An 18,469-nucleotide genomic window follows, 5' to 3' on the forward strand; every position below is an offset into this window, starting at 1 on the left:
TTATATGCTGGTCAAGGCATGTAAGTGCCCGGCGCCCACTACACCTGCGGCGACGGCCCCCTCGACTGCGGCACCTCCCGGATAGTGTTCGAAGGTTGAAGCAGCACAGCTCTCGCCACCCGGACCCGGAGCCGCCATGTCCCAGCCCTCCCGCCCGTCCCGCCCGTACGTCCTGTTGTCCGCCGCCGTCTCCCTCGACGGCTGCCTGGACGACGCGGGGCCCGAGCGCCTGCTCCTGTCCAACGCCGAGGACTTCGACCGGGTCGACGCGGTGCGTGCGTCGTGCGACGCGATCCTCGTGGGGGCGGGCACTCTGCGGGCCGACCGGCCGCGGCTCCTGGTCAAGTCGGCGCGGCGGCGCGCCGACCGGGTGGCCACCGGGCTGCCCGCGTATCCGCTGAAGGTGGCGGTGACCGCTTCGGGCGACCTGGACGCGGGGGACCCGTTCTGGACGACGGGCGGCGACAAGGTCGTGTACACCACCGACGCCGGGGCGGCCCTCGCGCGGGAGCGGCTCGGCGCGCTCGCCGAGGTGGTCGCCCTCGGGGACACCGTCGACTGGGAGAGGATGCTCGACGACCTGGCCTCGGCGCACGGCGTGCGGCGCCTGATGGCGGAGGGGGGCGCCCGGATCCACACCCAACTGCTCCAGCGCGGCCTGGCCGACGAGGTGCAGCTGGCACTGGCGCCGCTCGTCGTGGGCGAACCGGACGCGCCCCGGCTCTTCGGCCCTGGCGCGTACCCCGGCGGCAGCCGGCACCGGATGCGGCTCCTGGAGACCCGCCCGGTCGGCGACGTGGTGCTGATGCGGTACGCGCCCTGCGCGCCCGGCGCCGACGGCTCCCCCACCGCGGCCGACCGGCACTGGCTCGCCCTCGCCTGCGCCCTCGCCGCGGACTGCCCACCCTCCGAAACGGCGTTCAGCGTCGGTGCGGTGATCGTCGCGAGTGACGGCACCGAGCTGGCACGGGGCCACTCTCGGGAGGGCGGCGATCCGGTCGTGCACGCCGAGGAGGCGGCACTCGCCAAGATCGATCCGGCGGACCCTCGGCTGCGTACCGCCACCGTCTACAGCAGCCTCGAACCGTGCGCCCGCCGCGCGTCTCGACCCAAGCCCTGCGCCCGGCTCATCCTCGACGCGGGGGTGCGGCGCGTGGTGACGGCCTGGCGGGAGCCCGACACCTTCGTGGCGGGCGCCGACGGCATCGGAGTCCTGGAAGGCGCGGGCGTGACCGTCGCGGAGATTCCAGACCTTGCCGAGGGGGCGATTCGCCCCAATCGACACCTCATTCTCACCACAGGTACACATAAGGATTGAATAAGCGCAGAATGAGAGGTGCGTGGCAGCCCGCCGCGCTACGCGGTCAGACTTCGAAACCTAAGGAGTCGATTCTCATGGCCGACCTTCACCACAGGCCTGACCTCTCCAGTCACCCTGATGTCTCGGAAATGCGGGACCGGTACGCGCGCGTACTCGGTGGCCGCGATGTGGCGCTCATGGACGCACCGGTCTTCCTGATCGGTCTCTACTGCGCCATCTCTCCCTTGGTGCTCCACTACAGCGCCAACCAGCCCCAGCTCGCGGCCCATAACCTGATCATGGGTATCGCGATCGGGGTCCTGGCCGTCGGGTTCGCCGTCACCCCGACCCGTATGTACGGCCTCAGCTGGGCCATGTGCGCCATGGGCGCCTGGATGATCATCGCGCCGTGGGTCGTGGGCTCCGGCCCCGATCTGGGAGTCATCCTCAACAACGTGATCATCGGTGGTCTCATCGTCCTGCTCGGGATCCTGTGCGCGAGCCTGTCGATGAAGGGCAACCGGGCAACGTAGTCGGCAACGCCGCCCCAGAAGAGTCGGCAGATCCAACGGAATCGGGAGTCACTGACGGCCCGGGAGCGCTCACACCGCTCCCGGGCCGTCGCCGTTCCAGCGTGACAAGGGCGATGCCCGCGCACGCGGCGGCGAGCAGCGCGGCCTCGGCGGCTCCCGGAGCATCCGCCGCGCCCAGGGCCCAGTCGCCGATCCGCACCGTGAACGGCACGGCGAGCTGGACGGCGGCGGTGAACACGGGCCCCTTGAGCAGGATCAGCCGGTGCTGCACCAGATAGGCGGGGGCGTACACGGCGCCCCCGAGGAGCGCGATCCCCGCCCACTGCGCCGGCGACGGGGGACGCGTGAGGAGCCCCGGCAGGGCGAGGGGCAGCAGCATCACGGTGGCGGCGGCGAGCAGCACAGGCAGTACGGCCAGTGGTGGCAGTGCGGCGAGGGTGCGCCGGTAGAGGAACCCGTACACCGCGAACCCGAGCATCCCGGCGAGCGCGAGGAGCAGGCCCGGGGCGTCGAGGGTGCCCTGGCCGCCGAGTGCCGCGTAGGCGCCGGTCGCCGCCGTGGCGAGGAGGGCGCCGACCACGGAGCGTGCGCTCGCGCGCTCGCCGAACCAGAGCGCGCCGATCGCCACGCCCGCGCACGGCATGAGGGCCACGACGAGGTTCGTGAGGGAGGTGCCGACCCGCCCGATGGCGAGGAGGGTGCCCGCCGCGTATCCGGCGAAGCCCAGCAGGGCCAACAGGCAGACCAGCCAGGGGCGTCGGGTCACTTGACGCAGTTGCGCACGGCCCGAGGAGCGGGCGGTCGCGAAGGCGGTGAGGACGACGCAGCACACTGCGGTGCGCCCCGTGGCGACCGTCAGGGGCCCGGCGGCCTCGACGAGTGCGCCGGACATGAGCCAGGTCCCGGCGAGCAGTGCGACGAGTACCGTCGCGAGCAGCGGCACGAGCGCGCGCCCAGCCGCCGGGAGACGCCTCTTCTCGGTCACGCCCTCGCGCATGCTCTCGCTTCCCCTGAGTCGTCGTCACACGTCCGTCGAGTCTGTCACCGTCGGCAGCCAAGTCGCGGAAAGATCATTGGATTTCGGGAGAGGATGGCCCGTCCTGGGCATGGCGGAGGCCGAGCGGTCGCGGATGGGGTGGAGTGCGGATGAACGAGTTCGATTCCGGATCGGCGTCCGGGACCGGCGCCGGGGGGCCGTGGGAACCGGGCGCCGGGGGTCGCTGGGAGGCGGGCTCCGCCGGCGTGCTGCTTCTGCCCTCCGGACGGACGGTTCGCGGGCGCGGCCTGCGCCGCCCGCTCCCGCCGGGCCCCTCACCCTCGTACGCGGTCCACCTCCTCGGCCGGCGGCCGCCCGAAGTCCCGTGGGAGTCGCGGTGGCTGCGGTGGCCCGACTTCTGGTTGCCGAGCAACCGTGCGGAGGCCCGGGAGGTGTTCACGGATGCGTGGGCGCGGGCCGCCGGGGAGCGGGTCGAGTTCGCGTGCGGCGGGGGCCGCGGGCGGACCGGGACGGCGCTGGCCTGCCTGGCCGTCCTGGACGGCGTACCGGCCGACCGCGCCGTGGAGTTCGTGCGCGGGAACTACGACGCGCACGCGGTGGAGACGCCCTGGCAGAAGCGGTACGTGCAGCAGTTCTCGGGTTGACGCCACTTGCCGGAACCCGACAGTGCTGGGCGGCGGGCGGCGGAAAATGAGTTGCGCCGGCCCGGCCGTCGCCCCGCATCATGGTCGGGCCACGCCCCCGACAGCCCTGGAGCACGGAATGCGTCATTCCTTCGAAGCAGTTCAGCGCCCTGACCGGACGAACTCTTTCGAGGACTCGACCTTCCATGCCTTCCCAGCCCCCGCGGCACACCCTGAACATCGGCATTCTCGCCCACGTCGACGCCGGTAAGACCAGCCTCACCGAGCGCCTCCTCTTCGACACCGGCGCGATCACCCGCCTCGGCAGCGTCGACGCGGGCGACACCCGTACCGACACGGGCGAGATCGAGCGGCAGCGCGGCATCACGATCCGCTCGGCCGTCGCCGCGTTCACCGTCGGCGACGTCCAGATCAACCTGATCGACACCCCGGGGCACTCCGACTTCATCGCCGAGGTCGAGCGCGCCCTCGAAGTCCTCGACGGCGCCGTGCTCCTGCTGTCCGCCGTGGAGGGCGTCCAGGCCCAGACGCGCGTCCTCCTGAAGACGCTGCGCCGGTTGCGGCTGCCCACGCTCGTCTTCGTCAACAAGATCGACCGGGCGGGCGCACGGGACGAGACGCTGCTCGACGAGGTCCGCCGCCGTCTGACCCCGCACGTCGTGCCGCTCACGGAGGTCCACGACGCGGGCACCCAGCACGCCCGGACGGAACCGCGACGCCTCACCGACCCGGCCGTACGGACCGCTGTCGCGGAAGCGCTCGCCGAGGTCGACGACTCGGTGCTCGCAGGCCTCGTCGACGGCCCCGAACCGACCACCGCCGATCTGCGCCGCGCCCTGGCGGCCCGCACCGCGGACGGCTCCGTTCACCCCGTCCTGTTCGGCTCGGCCCTCGGCGGCCAGGGGGTCGCACAACTCGTCCGGGAAATCCCCCGGTTGATCCCGCTCCCGCCGGTCGCACCAAGCCCCGAAGCCGCACCGCGCGGCATCGTCTTCGCGGTACGACGCGGCCCGTCGGGCGAGCGAGTGGCCTATCTCCGCCTGCACGAGGGAGAGATGACGGAACGTCAGCGGGTGACATTCCTGCGGGACGCGTCCGACGGCTCTGTCACCCGGATCCCCGGACGGGCCACCGGACTCGACGTGGTGGGGCGAACGACCCGCACCCTCACGGCCGGGAACATCGGTGAGCTGCGGGGCGTGCCGGACGTCCGGGTCGGCGACCGGCTCGGCCCGCGCGACGGCCCCGGCCCGGCGCCGGGTTTCGCACCGCCCACGCTGGAGACCCTGGTACGCGCCGTGCGCCCCGGCCGCTCGGCGGCTCTGCGGAGCGCGCTCCTCGACATCGCGGGGCAGGATCCGCTCATCCACGCGGAGGCCGCGCCCGACGGAAGCACGGCCCTGCTGCTCTACGGCGAGGTGCAGAAGGAGGTCCTGGCCGCGACCCTCGTCCAGGACTACGGCATCGAGGCCGCCTTCGAGCCGAGCCGCATCCGCTGCGTCGAACGACCCACGGACACCGTCGAGGTGTACGAGGACATCACGAACAATCGCGAGACGGGATTCTGCGCGACGGTCGGACTGCGCGTGGAACCGGGACCACGGGGATCCGGGCGGGTCTTCGCGTACGAGACGGAGCTGGGCGCGCTGCCCCGCGCGTTCCACCAGGCCGTCGAGGACACGGTGCACGCGACGCTCGGCGAGGGGCCGCGCGGGTGGCCCATGACGGACTGCCGGGTCACGCTCGTCCGCTCCGGGTTCTGGTCGCCGATCAGTGTCGCCGGGGACTTCCGGGGGCTGACGCGGCTCGTCCTGCGGCGCGCTCTGGAGCGGGCGGGGACGACGGTGCACGAACCGGTGCACGCGTTCGAGGCGGAGATCCCGCTGGACGCGCTCGCCGCTGTGACCGCCCGGCTCTCCGCCGCGGAGGCCGAGTTCGGTGACACGACGGGCGGCACCACGTCCTGGGTGGTCACGGGCACGCTTCCGGCCCGCAAGGTCCGTGAGGCCGAGCTCGCTCTGCCGGGGCTGACGCGCGGGGAAGGCGTGTGGTGGTCCCGGGTGACCGGCGACCGACTCGTCCGGGCGCCGGAGCATGCGGCGTAGGCAACGGATCTGCCCGCGCCTCGTCCCCGCGCCCCGGGACTCCCGCGTGTCGCGGCGCACGCGAGGGTGAGCCACGCTGGAGGGAACCGGTACGCGACGCGGGAGCGGGAGGTGGCGAAGGCCATGGCGATGGGACCCGTCGAGGCGTTGGAGCGGGTCGCCTTCCTCCTGGAGCGCACGCTCGCGCCCCCGTATCGGGCCGGAGCCTTCCGAACCGCCGCCCAGGTGCTCGGTGCGCTGCCGGACGGGGAGGTGGCCGAGCGTGCCGCGGCCGGGACGCTCGAATCGCTCAAGGGGGTCGGGCCCAAGACGGCGCAGGTGGTCCGGGAGGCGCTGGCGGGCGAGGTGCCGGACTATCTGGAGCGCCTGGAGAGCGAGGGCGCGGCGGCGCCGCTCGCGGAGGGCGGTGAGCGGCTGCGCGCGCTGCTGCGCGGCGACTGCCATCTGCACTCCGACTGGTCGGACGGCGGCAGCACCGTCGAGGAGATGGGCCGCGCGGCGATCGCCCTCGGGCACGAGTGGGCGGTGCTGACCGACCACTCTCCGCGCCTGACGGTGGCACGCGGCCTGTCGCCGGAGCGGCTACGCGAACAGCTGGCCGCAGTGGCGGAGTTGAACGAGCGCTGGGCGCCCTTCCGGCTGCTCACCGGCATCGAGTGCGACATCCTCGCCGACGGTTCCCTCGACCAGGAACCCGAACTCCTCGACCAGCTCGACGTGGTCGTCGTGTCGGTCCACTCCAAGCTCCGCATGGACGCTCCGGCGATGACGCGCCGGATGGTGGCCGCGGTGACGAACCCGCTCGCCGACGTGCTCGGACACTGCACGGGGCGGCTCGTGACGGGACGGAACAGGGTGGGCCGGGGCCGCCCCGAGTCGCAGTTCGACGCGGAGGCCGTGTTCTCGGCGTGCGCGGAGTCGGGCACCGCGGTCGAGATCAACAGCCGCCCCGAACGCCTCGACCCGCCCCGCCGGCTGCTGCGCGAGGCCGTGGCGGCGGGCACGCTGTTCTCCGTCGACACGGACGCGCACGCACCGGGCCAGCTCGACTGGCAGCCCCTCGGCTGCGCCCGCGCCGAGGAGTGCGAGGTACCGGCCGATCGCGTGGTGAACACGTGGCCGGCCGACGAACTCCTCGAGTGGACACGAACGCGCCGGGTTCCGAACCGGGCGGGGTAGATGCGGGGGCGCGGGATACGACGTCCCCCGCACAGCCTCGCTACCCCTCCCCCGCCGCACCCCGCTTCGTGCCGATGACCACGGTGGCGTACAGGTCTTCGTCCGTCACCACCCGGGCCGACAGACCGCTGCGGGTGACCGCCGCGACGGCCTCGGCGGCCTGCTGTTCGCTGGTCTCCACGAAGAGATGTCCGCCCGGGGCCAGCCACTGAGGGGCCCCGGCCGCGACGCGGCGCATGATGTCGAGCCCGTCGGCGCCTCCGTCGAGCGCCATGCGCCGCTCATGGTCGCGGGCCTCGGGCGGGAGCAGGGCGACGTCGCCGGTGGGGACGTACGGGCCGTTGGCGGCCAGGATGTCGACGCGGCCCCTGAGTGCCGCGGGCAGAGGCCCGTACAGGTCGCCCTCGTGGACCTCGCCGCCGAACCGCGACACGTTCCGGTGGGCGCAGCGCACGGCTGCCGGGTCCAGATCGGCCGCGTGCAGTTCGGCGGGGTCGGCGTGGGTGGCGAGCGCGGCGGCCACGGCCCCGCTGCCGCAGCACAGATCGAGCACGACGGCCCCGGCGGGTGCGAGGGCGGCCGCCTGGCGGGCGAGGAACTCGGTGCGGCGCCGCGGTACGAAGACACCGGGTTCGAGCGTGATGCGCAGACCGCAGAACTCCGCCCAGCCGACGACGTGTTCGAGGGGCAGGCCCTCCACGCGGCGCTCGACCATCGCGGCGAGTTCGTCCGGCGTACGGGCCGTCGACAGGAGGATGTCCGCCTCTTCCTCGGCGAAGACGCAGCCCGCTGCTCGCAGTCTGGCGACGACGGCGAGGTGGTGTGACGGGGGTGACGGGTGAACCGACATGTGTGAAGCATGACCTTTCGGGATGCCGATGGGGCTCCCGACGACCTGCGGCCACCTACGTCCGGTGGACCGCGGGGGTCTGCGAAGGGAGCACCCGACCTGACACAGCGGTAATGGGGCTCACCTCCTCGGCCGAAGCGCTGCTGGGAGCGGTAACACTACCTCAGCCGTCGCCGTGGCCCGGCCGGGAGTTGGGGCCGCCGGCGGGTTGCCGACCGGCCGCCGACGTGCCCGTTCCTTGCACGCCGCAAGGCGGGACGTGGTCACTCCGTGTGACCGTCCACCGCTCCTCGCCTTATCGAACATTTCGGGCATATCGTTGATTAGGCACACCAGCCTGCCTACGCACACCGCGCCGGCTCACCTACCCCCGAGCCGGCCGCCACACATCGAGCCGGACGACTCAAAGACAGGGGGTCGCCATGCTGGCGGAACTGCTCACGGCCGCGGCCGCGACCGCTTCGTTCTGCGCTGTCTACGCCGCCGCCGCGGCCCGTGTCGTCAAGCAGTACGAGCGGGGCGTGGTCTTCCGCCTGGGCCGGCTGCACGGCGCCGTCCGCGGGCCGGGGTTCACCACCGTCATCCCCGGCATCGACCATCTGCACAAGGTCAACATGCAGATCGTCACGATGCCGGTGCCTGGGCAGGACGGCATCACCCGGGACAACGTCACGGTGCGGGTAGACGCCGTCATCTACTTCAAGGTCGTCGACGCCGCCAACGCGATCGTGCAGGTCGAGGACTACCGGTTCGCCGTCTCCCAGATGGCTCAGACCTCGCTGCGGTCCATCATCGGCAAGAGCGACCTCGACGACCTGCTCTCCAACCGCGAAAAGCTCAACCAGGGCCTCGAGCTGATGATCGACAGCCCGGCCATCGGCTGGGGCGTGCAGATCGACCGCGTCGAGATCAAGGACGTGTCGCTGCCCGAGACCATGAAGCGGTCCATGGCCCGGCAGGCCGAGGCCGACCGTGAGCGGCGCGCCCGCATCATCAACGCCGACGCCGAACTCCAGGCCTCCAAGAAGCTCGCCGAGGCGGCGGCCCAGATGTCCGAACAGCCCGCGGCCCTCCAACTCCGGCTCCTGCAGACCGTGGTGGCCGTCGCCGCCGAGAAGAACTCGACACTCGTACTGCCCTTCCCGGTGGAGCTCCTGCGCTTCCTCGAACGGGCCCAGCAGCCGGCTCCCCCACCGCCCGCCGTCGAGGGGGGCGAACACGAGAAGCCGCCGAGCCCCGAGGAATGACGGCGCCACGCAAGCGCGTTCGCACCGGCATGGACACAGCTGACGCGGCACGGCGGTTCGTCGAGACCTGGGAGCGGGGGTGGGCGCGGCACGACGTCCCGGCGCTCCTCGCCCTTTACGCGCAGGACTGCGTGCACCGCTCGATGCCGTTCCGGGAGCCGCACCGGGGGCGGGCGGCGCTCGCCGGCTATCTGCGCTGGTCGTTCGAGGACGAGCGCCCGCTCGACGTGCGGTTCGGACCGCCGGTGGTCGGCCCGGACGGACTGGCCGTCGCCGAGTTCCGGGTGGTGACCGAGGGGGGCGGCGAGGTCTCGACGCTGGCGGGCTGCGTGTTCGTACGGTTCCGTGGCGACGGACTCGCCGTCGAGACGCGGGACTACTGGCACCAGACCAGTGGTCGGCAGGAGCCCGAAGGGGCACTGTTCCTCGGAGCCGAGGGCGGCAGGACGCCTTGAGGGGCGGGGTTGCCGGCCCACCCGACCCCGGACATCTGATGTCCGATGCCTTGGTAGCGTAGAAGCGGCCCGGGCCGCGGGTCCAGGTGCGTCCAGAGGTGGGGAGAGCGCTCATGCCCGGTACCAGGCCGGTCCGGCCGCTGCTCCGGCAGGAAGTCGCCGACGGCATCAAGCGGTACATCCTCGAGAACCGACTGCACCCCGGCGATCCGCTGCCCACGGAGACGGAGCTGTGCGAGGCGCTCGGTGCGAGCCGGTCCAGCGTCCGCGAGGCGGTCAAGATCCTGCACGCGCTCGACATCGTCGAGGTCAGGCACGGCCACGGCACGTACGTGGGACATCTGAGCCTGTCCGCCCTTGTCGAGAGCCTGACGTTCCGCGGGCTGCTGAGCCCTGACGACGACGTGCAGGTGCTCGCCGACCTCGTCGACGTGCGCGAGCTGTTCGAGCGCGGCATGGCCGAGCGGATCGTCGCGTCACTCAGCGGCGAGCAACTCGACGCGCTGGAACGCCTGGTGACCCGGATGAGCGACGCCGGCGTCGGCGGTGACGGGCAGGGGATCATCGAGGCCGACCGCGCGTTCCACGCCCTGCTCGTAGCGCCGCTCGGCAATGACCTGATGGGCCAGCTCTCGATGGCGTTCTGGGATGTGTACGCCATCGTGGCCCCGCAGATCGACGGCTTCACGCACACCGAGCAGGCGGAGACCGTCGCCGCGCACCACAGCATCGTGACGGCGGCCCGCGCGGGCGACGCGGCGGCGTTCGTCCAGGCCATCGCTGAGCACTACGCGCCGGTCCGGCGACGCATCTCCGAGGCCCGCACGCGCTCTTGACGGCCTTCTGCGGCGCCCGTAGGACGATCCCGACGTCCTGCACGCCGACCACAGCTACTCGGACGACGACGGCGTGACCTGGCACCGCCGCATCACATCGATGGTCAAGAACCCCGCGTGGGACGGCCTGTTCGCCGCGTCCGGTGAGGGCATCCAGCTGCGCCACGGCCCGCACAAGCAGGCGGCGGGTGCGGGCGCCGGTGACGCGCGCGTGACCACACAATCCCTGTGGCCGGGTGACCGCCGCGGGAATGTGACCTCTACCGTTCCTAGAGACTGAGCGGGAGTGGGTCCTGTTGCCAGAACCCATGCTCAGCCGCGTGCCCCGAACGGTTTTGGGCACACTGGTCCCCCGCGTTCGCTCCGCGTCCGGGCGGCACGGATCGTGTCCGTGGTCCGGGCATGCGGGGGCGGGGTTCCTCGCCCGCAAGAGCACGCCGCTCGGCCTGGACGGTCCGATGCCCCACACGATCGCTCTGGTCGTGTGGGGGCGGTGCCGTCCGTCGCCGGATCGGGTGCCCTTGGGCGCGCCTGCCGATCGCGATGCTCGCGGCATCGTGACGGCTGGTCTTCCTGGTCCTGCTGGTGAGGGGCCTCTGCCAGTGCTGCGCGCCCCATTTGGAGGTGTAGGCCGGGTCGACGGCGATGACCGCGATGCCCGTCTGGTCGGCCATGGAGGCGAGGCGGGCACGGAGTTTGCCGGTGGGCATGCCGGAGATCACCTGGCGGAAGCGGCGCTTGCGTCCATGCTTCTCGCGGCTCTTCTCCGTCGCGAAGTCCAAATCTTCGACTGCGACGGCGGCGACGCCGCAGGACTTGGCCCAGTTCAACAGCCGGGTGAGGGCGTGCCGGACCTGGGCGTCGCGGTGCTGGGCGGTGCCGGACAGGTCGCAGAAGAAGCGCCGGGGCCGGCCGATCGGATTGCCGTGGGTGTCGAGCCGCCAGGCGGCGAGGTGGTCGGCGTTGGTGTCCACGCCAATCACCCCGTGCGCCAGCGCAGCGTCCATGGGGATGGTCGGGGCGACGGGGAATGCCCACGAGGCGGTCAGGTACCAGCGTGAACGTGCCACGTCCAGGTGGATGCGGTAGGCGACTGCCCGGTTTGCCTCCACGCGGTCTCGCCATTCCTGGCCGCGGTGCGGGAAGCGCACCTTTGCGGCGAGCACGTACCGGCCGTGCTTACTGTTGGCGTACCCGGCGAGTGGGGCGGGGAGTTTGATGGACACTTCGCCGTCGGGGCTGATGCGGATCGTCTCGTTCCCGTTCCGCTTGCCGGACTCGCCGTCCGCTTGCAGGAACCAGCGCCCGGCCTCCCAGCGCTGGCGCCACTCCTGCTCGGTCAGCTGGGCTGTGGCCAGGTTGTGGCGGGTGTTCATCAGGCGCTTGCCGCCGCGTACTACGTGCACCCGTCCGGCCTCCCGGTCGGCCCGCACCGCAGCGAGACGGTCCTCCAATGCTGCAAGGCGGCGGGATTTGGCGTGCCACTCCCTCCGGGACCGGTATCCACCCGGAGCCCGCTTGCCGCCCCGCTCCCCGACTGGCAACGACAGGCGATGCGCGATGGTCCTGATTCCGGCTTCGAGGCTCTGGATGTGTGCCATCTGTCCGCGCCGGGACAGCGCCCACTGATCATGTGTGGCCTTCGTGATCGCACCCGCCCACCTGGACGACGACCGCGGCGTCAGCTCCCGCTTCCTCGCCGCCCACGTCTGCACCGAATGATCCAGACCATCCCGGCAACGTGATGCGAGATCCCGCGAGGCGAGCGCGCCCAGGTGCGCGCCGACCAGCGTGAGCACCCTCTCATCCTCGGCCGTGAGGTGCTTGAGCCGGTCGCGTACCGCCACACCGGAAGGCCCTGGAGCGACGAACGGCCCGGCGGGCACACGCAGTCCCGAAACCGACCGCCCCGGCCTCCCGCTCACCCCACCCACCCCGCTCCGAGAACTCTCATCCGCTTGTCGCACCGGTCAACGAACCATGCGGAAGGAGGTCACGCGTTCCCCTCTCGAACGTCCAGGCAACTCACTTGGTGTCACCGATTGAAGTGCTCTCCTCCCTTCGCAGGCTCAGGAAGGAGATTCCTGCTTACCTTGCGGCAGCGGGCTTGACGCCACGGGTGCGCCTGACGACTGCCCTCCCGGCAGCCGGGATCGTCACGAGGCCGATCCGGTACAGGTGCAAGACGTTCCGGGCCGCGTTCCAGTCGGCATTCGCCGACCATCCGCAGGCCGGGTTCTTGCATACGAACGTGGCCTGGTCTTCGCGGCTGCCGGGCGTGATGAATCCGCACGCGGAGCAGCGCAGGGAGGTGTTCGGGGCGGGGACCTTGACCAGGGTTCCGCCGTTTCGGGCGGTTTTGTACGTCAGCAATGTCACGGTGCGGCCCCACGCCTCTTGGCTGATGGAACGGTTCAGGCCGGACTTCTGCGCGACGTTCTTCCCCGGGCTCTCGATGGTTCCCTTGGCGGACTTGACCATGTTCGTGATCTGCAACTGCTCCACCACGACCGTGCCGTACTGCTTGGCGATGGCGGTGGTGGTCTTGTGCTGCCAGTCGGTTGCTCGGCGCGTGGCTCTTGCGCGGAGCTGCTTGATCTGGTCGTAGGTGGCGTGCAGCCGGTTGGAGCTGCGCTCTTTCGACTTGCGGAAGCTCTTGCGGTGCGCGGCGCGCTGTTCCAGGCGGAGCAGTTTGGCCTTCTCATCCGGGTTCAGCCACTTGTCCCGGTCGGCGGTGCCGTCCGGGAGTCGGGGCGGCCGGTCGTGGTCCTGGTGGTTGCCGTCGGACAGCGCAAGCGGCAGGTTCACCCCGGCGTCGATACCGACCTCGGGACCCTGGTGGGGCTCCGGCTTGGGCTCAAGGGTCTGGATACGGAAGGCGATGTGCCATCCGAGCCCGTCTTTGACCAGCCGTGCCCCGGTGATCCGGTTCTCCTTGTTGGCGAGCTTGCCGACGGGGAGATCCTTGGTCCAGCGGAACCAGACACGGCCCACCTTGGGGATGTTGACCATGCCCCACCGTCGGTGTACTCGCTTGATCTGCAAGTCCCGGCCCTGCGGGATGTCCACCGACAATGCCGTGCGGAAGCGGGCCTTGAAGTTCGGCTCGTCCGCACGCCCGTCCCAGCAGTTCCGCCACGCCTGGAAGTACGTCTTGAGTACCGCCTGCGCGGCCTGCGCGGGCAGCACCCCATACCAGTCGATCTCCTTGCGGGCCTGCCGCAACGCCTGATCCATGCGCGTCAGAGCGCGCTGACACTTCGGCGTCATCTGCCACAGGTCGTGGAGCTGATTCCACATCGCGCGCGCCGCGTGCGCCTGGTCATCCATGAGCCGGACCTGTGCAGGCGTCAGCGCCAGCCGGGCGCGGTGCCCGAACTGCCGCTTCTCCCACACCAGTTCACCCATGACCATCACCCTACTACAGTTGGCTCATGTCACCACGATGGAACCTGAACCCTCATCCTGATATGCGCACCGGCGCCACGTCGTTCACCACCTGCACGCCCACTTGGTTTTTTGTCACCAAGTACCGGCGCAACGCATTCACCGACGCCATGCTGACGCGCACCGAGGAGATCATGCGCGACGTCTGCACCGACTTCGAGGCCGAACTCAAGCAGTTCAACGGCGAGCAGGACCATGTGCATCTGCTCGTGCACTATCCGCCCAAGGTCCAGCTCTCCAAACTGGTCAACTCCCTCAAGGGCGTCAGCTCCCGCAGGCTCCGCCAGGAATACGACAGCCACGTCCGCCGCTACCTATGGGGCGGACACTTCTGGTCCGGCTCCTACTTCGCCGGATCCTGCCGCGGCGCACCGCTGACCGTCGTCAAGCAGTACATCGACAACCAGCAGCGCCCCACCGGCTGAGGACAACACTGCGGACCCGTGCGAACGTGCGGGTCAGAGCAGCCCTGAGATGGCCTTCACCCCCGCCGTAAACGGCGGAGCACTGGCCAAGATCAAAGGTAGATCGGGGCGCACTCACATATATGCACTCATGCTCTGTAAAGAGTTGAAAATCAAAAGCAGTTGAATACCCCTTGACCGCCCCCGCAGGGTGCGACTTAAGGTGCCAGGACGTAGGACGTCTTATGTCTGACGCCCTACCCCCTCTGAACCGAAGAGAACCCGGAGCGCCGCCATGCCCCTGACCGCACCCCTGCGCGGGGTCGTCCCGCCCGTCTGCACCCCCCTCGACGAGACGGGCGAGGTGGACACCGCATCCCTGGCCCGTCTCGTCGAGCACCTCGTCGCGGGCGGCGTGCACGGACTGTTCGCCCTCGGCTCGACCAGCGAGGTCGCCTATCTGACCGACGAGCAGCGTGCCGTCACCCTGCGGATCGTCGTGGAGGCGGCGGGCCGGGTCCCCGTGCTCGCCGGTGTCATCGACACGACGACCGCGCGCGTCATCGCCCACGCGCGCGTGGCCGCCGAGCTCGGCGCCGACGCCCTGGTCGCCACCGCACCCTTCTACACACGCACCCACCCCAGGGAGATCGCGGGCCACTTCCGCACCCTGCACGCGAGCGTGGACCTGCCGCTGTTCGCGTACGACATCCCGATCGCCGTCCACAGCAAGCTCCCCGCGTCGCTGGTGCGGGAGCTCGCCGAGGACGGCACGCTCGCCGGCCTCAAGGACAGCAGCGGCGACGAGGGCGGGCTGCGCCGCCTGATCGTCGAGCTCGGCGGCCGCGACGGCCGCACGGACGGACCCGCCCCGCAGTTCTCCGTCCTGACCGGATCCGAACTCACCGTGGACTGCGCCCTGTTGGCGGGCGCGGACGGCGTCGTACCCGGCATCGGCAACGTCGACCCGGCCGGATACGTGCGTCTCTACGACGCCGCGCTGGCCGGCGACTGGGCACTCGCCGCCAAGGAGCAGGAGCGTCTCGTCGCGCTGTTCGGCATGGTCGACGTGGGCCCCGAGGCCGACATGGGGCGCAGCTCGTCCGCGCTCGGCTCGTTCAAGGCGGCGCTGCGGCTCCTCGGGGTCATCGAGTGCGGCGACACGGCGTTCCCGCAGATCCAGCTCGGTGCGGAGTCCGTCGCCGAGGTCGCGCGGCACCTGCGGGCCGCCGGGCTCGCGCCGGTCCGATGACGGTCACGGGTCCGGCGATCGGCCTCGACCTCGGAGGCACGAAGATCGCCGCCGCGCTCGTCGCCCCGGACGGCACGGTCCTCGCCCGGCACACGCGGGCCACGCCCGCCGCCGACGGACCCGACGCCGTGCTCGACGCGCTCGCCGCCGCGGCCCGTGCGGTCGACGGCGGCACCGGCCCCGGCGTCCTCGGGGTCGCCGCGGCCGGGGTGATCGACCCGGTGACGGGCACCGTCACCAGCGCCACCGACTCGATCCGCGGCTGGGCGGGCACGGCACTCGCCGTCGGTCTCGCGGCCCGTACGGGCCTCCCGGTCGCGTGCGACAACGACGTACGCGCGACGGCGGCCCCCGAACTGGCCGCCGCCGGCGCGGGCGCGTCCCTCGTCTACGCGGCGATCGGCACGGGTGTCGGCGGCGCGGTGGCCGTGGGCGGGCGCATGGTGCACGGAACCGCGGGCATCGCCGGTCATCTCGGCCATGTGCCGAGCCCCGAAGCGGCGGGGCTGCCCTGCACCTGCGGCGGCACGGGGCATCTGGAGGCCGTCGCCTCGGGGCCGGGGATCGCCGCAGTGTACGGGCGGCTCACCGGCCTGCCCGTGGACCGCCTGGAGACCGTGGCCGAGCGGGCCGCGTCGGGTGAGGAGCCGGCGGTGCGCGCCATCGTGACCGGCGCGGTCGCCGCGGGCCGGGTCCTGGGCGGTCTCGCCAACACGCTCGGGCCCGACCGGGTCGTCGTCGGCGGCGGAGTGCCGCACATCGGGCCGCTCTACTGGGACGCGCTGACGGAGGCGTTCGCCGCCGAACTCATGCCGCCACTGGCCCGGCTACGTCCCTCAAGGCCCCTCTTCGGGGCGGACGCCGCCGTCATCGGCGCCGCGCGCCTGCCCACGCACGTCCCGCTGCACGCGCCGCCCCCGTCCTGAACGTCCCTTCCCTGGAGCCCTCGATGAACGACCCCGCGCCTTCGTCCCGCGTCGCCGATCTGCTCAGCGCCAGGCTGATCGTGTCCTGTCAGGCACCGCCCGGAGATCCCCTGCGCGACACTGGCACCCTCGTACGGCTGGCCCGGGCCGCCGCGGCCGGCGGGGCGGCCGGGATCCGGGCCAACGAACCCGAGGTGATCGCCGCGATCTCCGCCGCCGTCGACCTGCCGCTCATCGGGCTGTGGAAGGACGGGGACACCGGCGTCTACATCACGCCGACCGTCCGGCACGCGCTGGCCGTCGCCGAGGCGGGCGCCCACGTCGTCGCCGCCGACGCGACGGCGCGCCCCCGGCCCGACGGCGGCACGTTCGCCGACATCGTGGCGGCGGTGCACGCCGCCGGGGCTCTGGTGATGGCCGATGTGGCGACCTTCGACGAGGGCGTCGCCGCGGCGGCCGCCGGCGCGGACTTCGTGTCGACGACGCTGTCCGGCTACGTACCCGGCTCCCCCCGCCAGGACGGTCCCGATCTCGATCTGGTGTGCGCGCTCTCCGCCACGCTGGCGGTCCCCGTCGTCGCCGAAGGCCGTGTCAGCACCCCCGAGGAGGCCGCGCTGGCGCTCGCGCGGGGTGCGCACAGCGTCGTCGTCGGCACCGCGATCACCGCGCCCACCGCGCTGACCTCCCGTTTCGTGACCGCGCTCCCCCGTACGTAGTTCCCGCTCAACCCCCACTCAGGCCGTACCGCACCCCACACCGCAGACGGGACTCGACGGCGAGTCCTTCCGGCATCCTGGAGTAATCGTGCACACCACAGCCAAGCCACCGCTCCCTTGGTACCGCGAGGTGAGCGGCACCCAGTGGAAGGCGTTCTTCGCCGCCTGGATCGGCTACGTCCTCGACGGGTTCGACTTCGTCCTGATCACCCTCGTGCTGACCGAGATCAGCTCGGACTTCGGCCTGAGCACCGTGCAGGCCGCGAGCCTGATCTCCGGCGCGTTCATCACGCGCTGGCTCGGCGGAGCCGTCCTGGGCGCGCTCGGCGACCGGTACGGCCGCAAGCTCTCGATGGTCCTCAGCATCCTGCTGTACTCCCTGGGCACCTTCGCGTGCGGCTTCGCCTGGGACTACACGAGCCTGTTCGTGGCGCGCCTCGCGATCGGGATGGGCATGGCCGGCGAGTACAGCGCCAGCGCCACGTACGTCATGGAGAGTTGGCCCACACGCGTGCGCAATCGGGCCAGCGGCTTCCTGATCTCGGGCTTCTCGATGGGCTCGGTGCTCGCCGCGCAGGTCTACAACTGGGTCGTGCCCACGCTGGGCTGGCGCTGGATGTTCTACGTGGGCCTCCTCCCGATCGCCGTCGCCCTGTGGATGCGGCGGGCGCTGCCGGAGGCGGCGGACTGGAACGAGTCGGTCGGCAAGCAGGCGGAGAAGGCGCGGCCGAACCCGTTCCGGCCACTGTTCGCGACCCCCGCCAGGGCGACGGTGAACGTCGTCCTCGCCGTGGCCGCCACCGTGTCGCTGTTCGCCGTCTTCACGCCCGCCGGCGACGGGCTCGTGCCCGTGCTGTCCGTCGTGGCCGCGGCCGCGCTCATCGCGTTCGCCGTGCAGCTCGGCGGGCGCAGGAGCTGGCTGCTCTACGTGTCGATGATCGTGACGATCTTCTTCGCGTTCCTGTACTCGTGGCCGATCCAGGCGCTGCTGCCGACGTACCTCAAGACCGAGCTGGGCTACTCGCCGGAACAGGTCACCGACGCGCTGTACTTCGCGGGCTTCGGCACGATGGCGGGCTGCTGGCTCGCGGGCTTCGCCGGTGACTGGATGGGCACGAAGAAGGCGTACGCGCTGACGCTGCTCGCCTCGCTGGTGTTCGTCTTCCCGGTGTTCGCGGTGCGCGACAACCTTCTCCTGCTCGGCGCCCTGCTCTTCGTGCTCCAGGCGACCAGCTTCGGCATCTCCGGGCTGCTGCCCCGGTACATCGGCGGCCACTTCCCCACCGAGAACCGCGCCGCCGCGCTGGGGTTCACCTACAACGTGGGTGCGCTCGGCGGGGCCGTCGCGCCGGTGCTCGGCGCGCATCTCGCCGCGGGCATGGACCTGGGGCGTGCCCTGGCCGTGCTGACCTTCGCGGGGACGGTGATCGTGGTCCTGCTGGTCGGTTTCGACGTACCGGGACGCCTGAACCGCCTCACCGACCCCGACGGCACCGTCGACCATCTCGCGGAAGCGACACCGGAGTCCGCGGCGGCGGCGTCCTCCGATGCGGTCCCCACGGCGTCCCGCTGACACAC

At 71.6% G+C, this 18,469-nt stretch carries 15 protein-coding genes and 3 pseudogenes; 14 read left to right on the forward strand and 4 right to left on the reverse strand.

The window, feature by feature from the left end:
• The first annotated feature begins 136 nt into the window (after positions 1-136).
• Positions 137-1,318: a dihydrofolate reductase family protein gene (locus OG758_RS06015; protein ID WP_326708986.1), complete on the forward strand. Its 1,182-nt coding sequence runs from the start codon at positions 137-139 to the stop codon at positions 1,316-1,318.
• A gap of 77 nt (positions 1,319-1,395) precedes the next feature.
• Positions 1,396-1,833: an SPW repeat protein gene (locus tag OG758_RS06020; RefSeq protein ID WP_326708987.1), complete on the forward strand. Its 438-nt coding sequence runs from the start codon at positions 1,396-1,398 to the stop codon at positions 1,831-1,833.
• On the opposite strand, the gene OG758_RS06025 is transcribed toward OG758_RS06020, so the two are convergent.
• Positions 1,772-2,830 carry a DMT family transporter gene (locus OG758_RS06025; RefSeq protein ID WP_326708988.1) on the reverse strand — a complete coding sequence of 353 codons (1,059 nt, stop codon included), beginning with the start codon at positions 2,828-2,830 and terminating at the stop codon, positions 1,772-1,774. The genes OG758_RS06020 and OG758_RS06025 overlap by 62 nt on opposite strands.
• Before the next feature lie 149 nt (positions 2,831-2,979).
• Here OG758_RS06025 and OG758_RS06030 point away from each other — a divergent pair, with 149 nt between their 5' ends.
• The 3 genes from OG758_RS06030 (at position 2,980) to OG758_RS06040 (ending at position 6,758) form a co-directional block, all read left to right on the forward strand.
• The gene (locus OG758_RS06030; RefSeq protein WP_326708989.1) at positions 2,980-3,474 is read left to right on the forward strand and encodes a protein phosphatase; all 495 of its coding nucleotides are present in this window, start codon (positions 2,980-2,982) and stop codon (positions 3,472-3,474) included.
• A gap of 185 nt (positions 3,475-3,659) precedes the next feature.
• On the forward strand, positions 3,660-5,579 hold the full coding sequence (gene otr(A) / locus OG758_RS06035; protein ID WP_326708990.1) for a tetracycline resistance ribosomal protection protein Otr(A): 1,920 nt from the start codon (positions 3,660-3,662) through the stop codon (positions 5,577-5,579).
• A 129-nt stretch (positions 5,580-5,708) separates the two neighbouring features.
• Positions 5,709-6,758, forward strand: coding sequence for a PHP domain-containing protein (locus OG758_RS06040; RefSeq protein WP_326715822.1), 1,050 nt, complete (start codon positions 5,709-5,711; stop codon positions 6,756-6,758).
• A gap of 40 nt (positions 6,759-6,798) precedes the next feature.
• Here the strand turns inward: OG758_RS06040 and OG758_RS06045 are convergent, their stop codons facing one another.
• Positions 6,799-7,608 (reverse strand): putative protein N(5)-glutamine methyltransferase, encoded by an 810-nt coding sequence (locus OG758_RS06045; protein ID WP_326708991.1) that lies wholly within the window; start codon positions 7,606-7,608, stop codon positions 6,799-6,801.
• 422 nt (positions 7,609-8,030) lie between these two features.
• On the opposite strand from OG758_RS06045, the gene OG758_RS06050 reads away from it, so the two are divergent.
• The 4 genes and pseudogenes from OG758_RS06050 to OG758_RS06065 all read left to right on the forward strand — a co-directional run.
• The gene (locus OG758_RS06050) at positions 8,031-8,855 is read left to right on the forward strand and encodes a slipin family protein (RefSeq protein ID WP_326708992.1); all 825 of its coding nucleotides are present in this window, start codon (positions 8,031-8,033) and stop codon (positions 8,853-8,855) included.
• Between the two features lie 29 nt (positions 8,856-8,884).
• Complete coding sequence (locus tag OG758_RS06055) at positions 8,885-9,310, forward strand: nuclear transport factor 2 family protein (protein WP_326708993.1); 426 nt, start codon at positions 8,885-8,887, stop codon at positions 9,308-9,310.
• 113 nt (positions 9,311-9,423) lie between these two features.
• The gene (locus OG758_RS06060; RefSeq protein ID WP_326708994.1) at positions 9,424-10,146 is read left to right on the forward strand and encodes a FadR/GntR family transcriptional regulator; all 723 of its coding nucleotides are present in this window, start codon (positions 9,424-9,426) and stop codon (positions 10,144-10,146) included.
• 25 nt (positions 10,147-10,171) lie between these two features.
• Positions 10,172-10,324: pseudogene (locus OG758_RS06065) on the forward strand (exo-alpha-sialidase); the annotation flags it as partial.
• Between the two features lie 91 nt (positions 10,325-10,415).
• Here OG758_RS06065 and OG758_RS06070 read toward each other — a convergent pair.
• Both OG758_RS06070 and OG758_RS06075 read right to left on the reverse strand, forming a co-directional pair.
• Positions 10,416-12,071: pseudogene (locus tag OG758_RS06070) on the reverse strand (IS200/IS605 family accessory protein TnpB-related protein).
• Positions 12,072-12,234: 163 nt separating this feature from the next.
• Positions 12,235-13,554 carry an RNA-guided endonuclease InsQ/TnpB family protein gene (locus OG758_RS06075; protein ID WP_326708996.1) on the reverse strand — a complete coding sequence of 440 codons (1,320 nt, stop codon included), beginning with the start codon at positions 13,552-13,554 and terminating at the stop codon, positions 12,235-12,237.
• A 91-nt stretch (positions 13,555-13,645) separates the two neighbouring features.
• Here OG758_RS06075 and tnpA point away from each other — a divergent pair.
• From tnpA to OG758_RS06100, 5 genes and pseudogenes are all read left to right on the forward strand, one after another.
• A pseudogene (gene tnpA / locus OG758_RS06080) lies at positions 13,646-14,018 on the forward strand (IS200/IS605 family transposase).
• Positions 14,019-14,292: 274 nt separating this feature from the next.
• Positions 14,293-15,249 (forward strand): dihydrodipicolinate synthase family protein, encoded by a 957-nt coding sequence (locus OG758_RS06085; RefSeq protein WP_326708997.1) that lies wholly within the window; start codon positions 14,293-14,295, stop codon positions 15,247-15,249.
• Entirely contained in the window at positions 15,246-16,175 is a 930-nt protein-coding gene (locus tag OG758_RS06090; RefSeq protein ID WP_326708998.1) for an ROK family protein, read from the forward strand. Before OG758_RS06085 ends, OG758_RS06090 begins: the two co-directional genes overlap by 4 nt.
• 23 nt (positions 16,176-16,198) lie before the next feature.
• Entirely contained in the window at positions 16,199-16,891 is a 693-nt protein-coding gene (locus OG758_RS06095; protein ID WP_326708999.1) for an N-acetylmannosamine-6-phosphate 2-epimerase, read from the forward strand.
• 88 nt (positions 16,892-16,979) lie between these two features.
• Positions 16,980-18,464, forward strand: coding sequence for a sialate:H+ symport family MFS transporter (locus tag OG758_RS06100; protein WP_326709000.1), 1,485 nt, complete (start codon positions 16,980-16,982; stop codon positions 18,462-18,464).
• The last annotated feature ends 5 nt before the right edge of the window (positions 18,465-18,469 follow it).

The organism is Streptomyces sp. NBC_01474, assembly GCF_035918215.1.
In the GTDB taxonomy this organism is placed as follows: Bacteria; Actinomycetota; Actinomycetes; order Streptomycetales; family Streptomycetaceae; genus Streptomyces; species Streptomyces aureus.

What these genes read in the sequence shown, in the direction of transcription:
- OG758_RS06015 (WP_326708986.1), top strand. Translation starts at nt 137, where the DNA reads ATGTCCCAGCCCTCCCGCCCGTCCCGCCCGTACGTCCTGTTGTCCGCC.
- OG758_RS06020 (WP_326708987.1), top strand. Translation starts at nt 1,396, where the DNA reads ATGGCCGACCTTCACCACAGGCCTGACCTCTCCAGTCACCCTGATGTC.
- OG758_RS06025 (WP_326708988.1), bottom strand. Translation starts at nt 2,830, where the DNA reads ATGCGCGAGGGCGTGACCGAGAAGAGGCGTCTCCCGGCGGCTGGGCGC.
- OG758_RS06030 (WP_326708989.1), top strand. Translation starts at nt 2,980, where the DNA reads ATGAACGAGTTCGATTCCGGATCGGCGTCCGGGACCGGCGCCGGGGGG.
- OG758_RS06040 (WP_326715822.1), top strand. Translation starts at nt 5,709, where the DNA reads ATGGGACCCGTCGAGGCGTTGGAGCGGGTCGCCTTCCTCCTGGAGCGC.
- OG758_RS06045 (WP_326708991.1), bottom strand. Translation starts at nt 7,608, where the DNA reads ATGTCGGTTCACCCGTCACCCCCGTCACACCACCTCGCCGTCGTCGCC.
- OG758_RS06050 (WP_326708992.1), top strand. Translation starts at nt 8,031, where the DNA reads ATGCTGGCGGAACTGCTCACGGCCGCGGCCGCGACCGCTTCGTTCTGC.
- OG758_RS06055 (WP_326708993.1), top strand. Translation starts at nt 8,885, where the DNA reads ATGGACACAGCTGACGCGGCACGGCGGTTCGTCGAGACCTGGGAGCGG.
- OG758_RS06060 (WP_326708994.1), top strand. Translation starts at nt 9,424, where the DNA reads ATGCCCGGTACCAGGCCGGTCCGGCCGCTGCTCCGGCAGGAAGTCGCC.
- OG758_RS06075 (WP_326708996.1), bottom strand. Translation starts at nt 13,554, where the DNA reads ATGGGTGAACTGGTGTGGGAGAAGCGGCAGTTCGGGCACCGCGCCCGG.
- OG758_RS06085 (WP_326708997.1), top strand. Translation starts at nt 14,293, where the DNA reads ATGCCCCTGACCGCACCCCTGCGCGGGGTCGTCCCGCCCGTCTGCACC.
- OG758_RS06090 (WP_326708998.1), top strand. Translation starts at nt 15,246, where the DNA reads ATGACGGTCACGGGTCCGGCGATCGGCCTCGACCTCGGAGGCACGAAG.
- OG758_RS06095 (WP_326708999.1), top strand. Translation starts at nt 16,199, where the DNA reads ATGAACGACCCCGCGCCTTCGTCCCGCGTCGCCGATCTGCTCAGCGCC.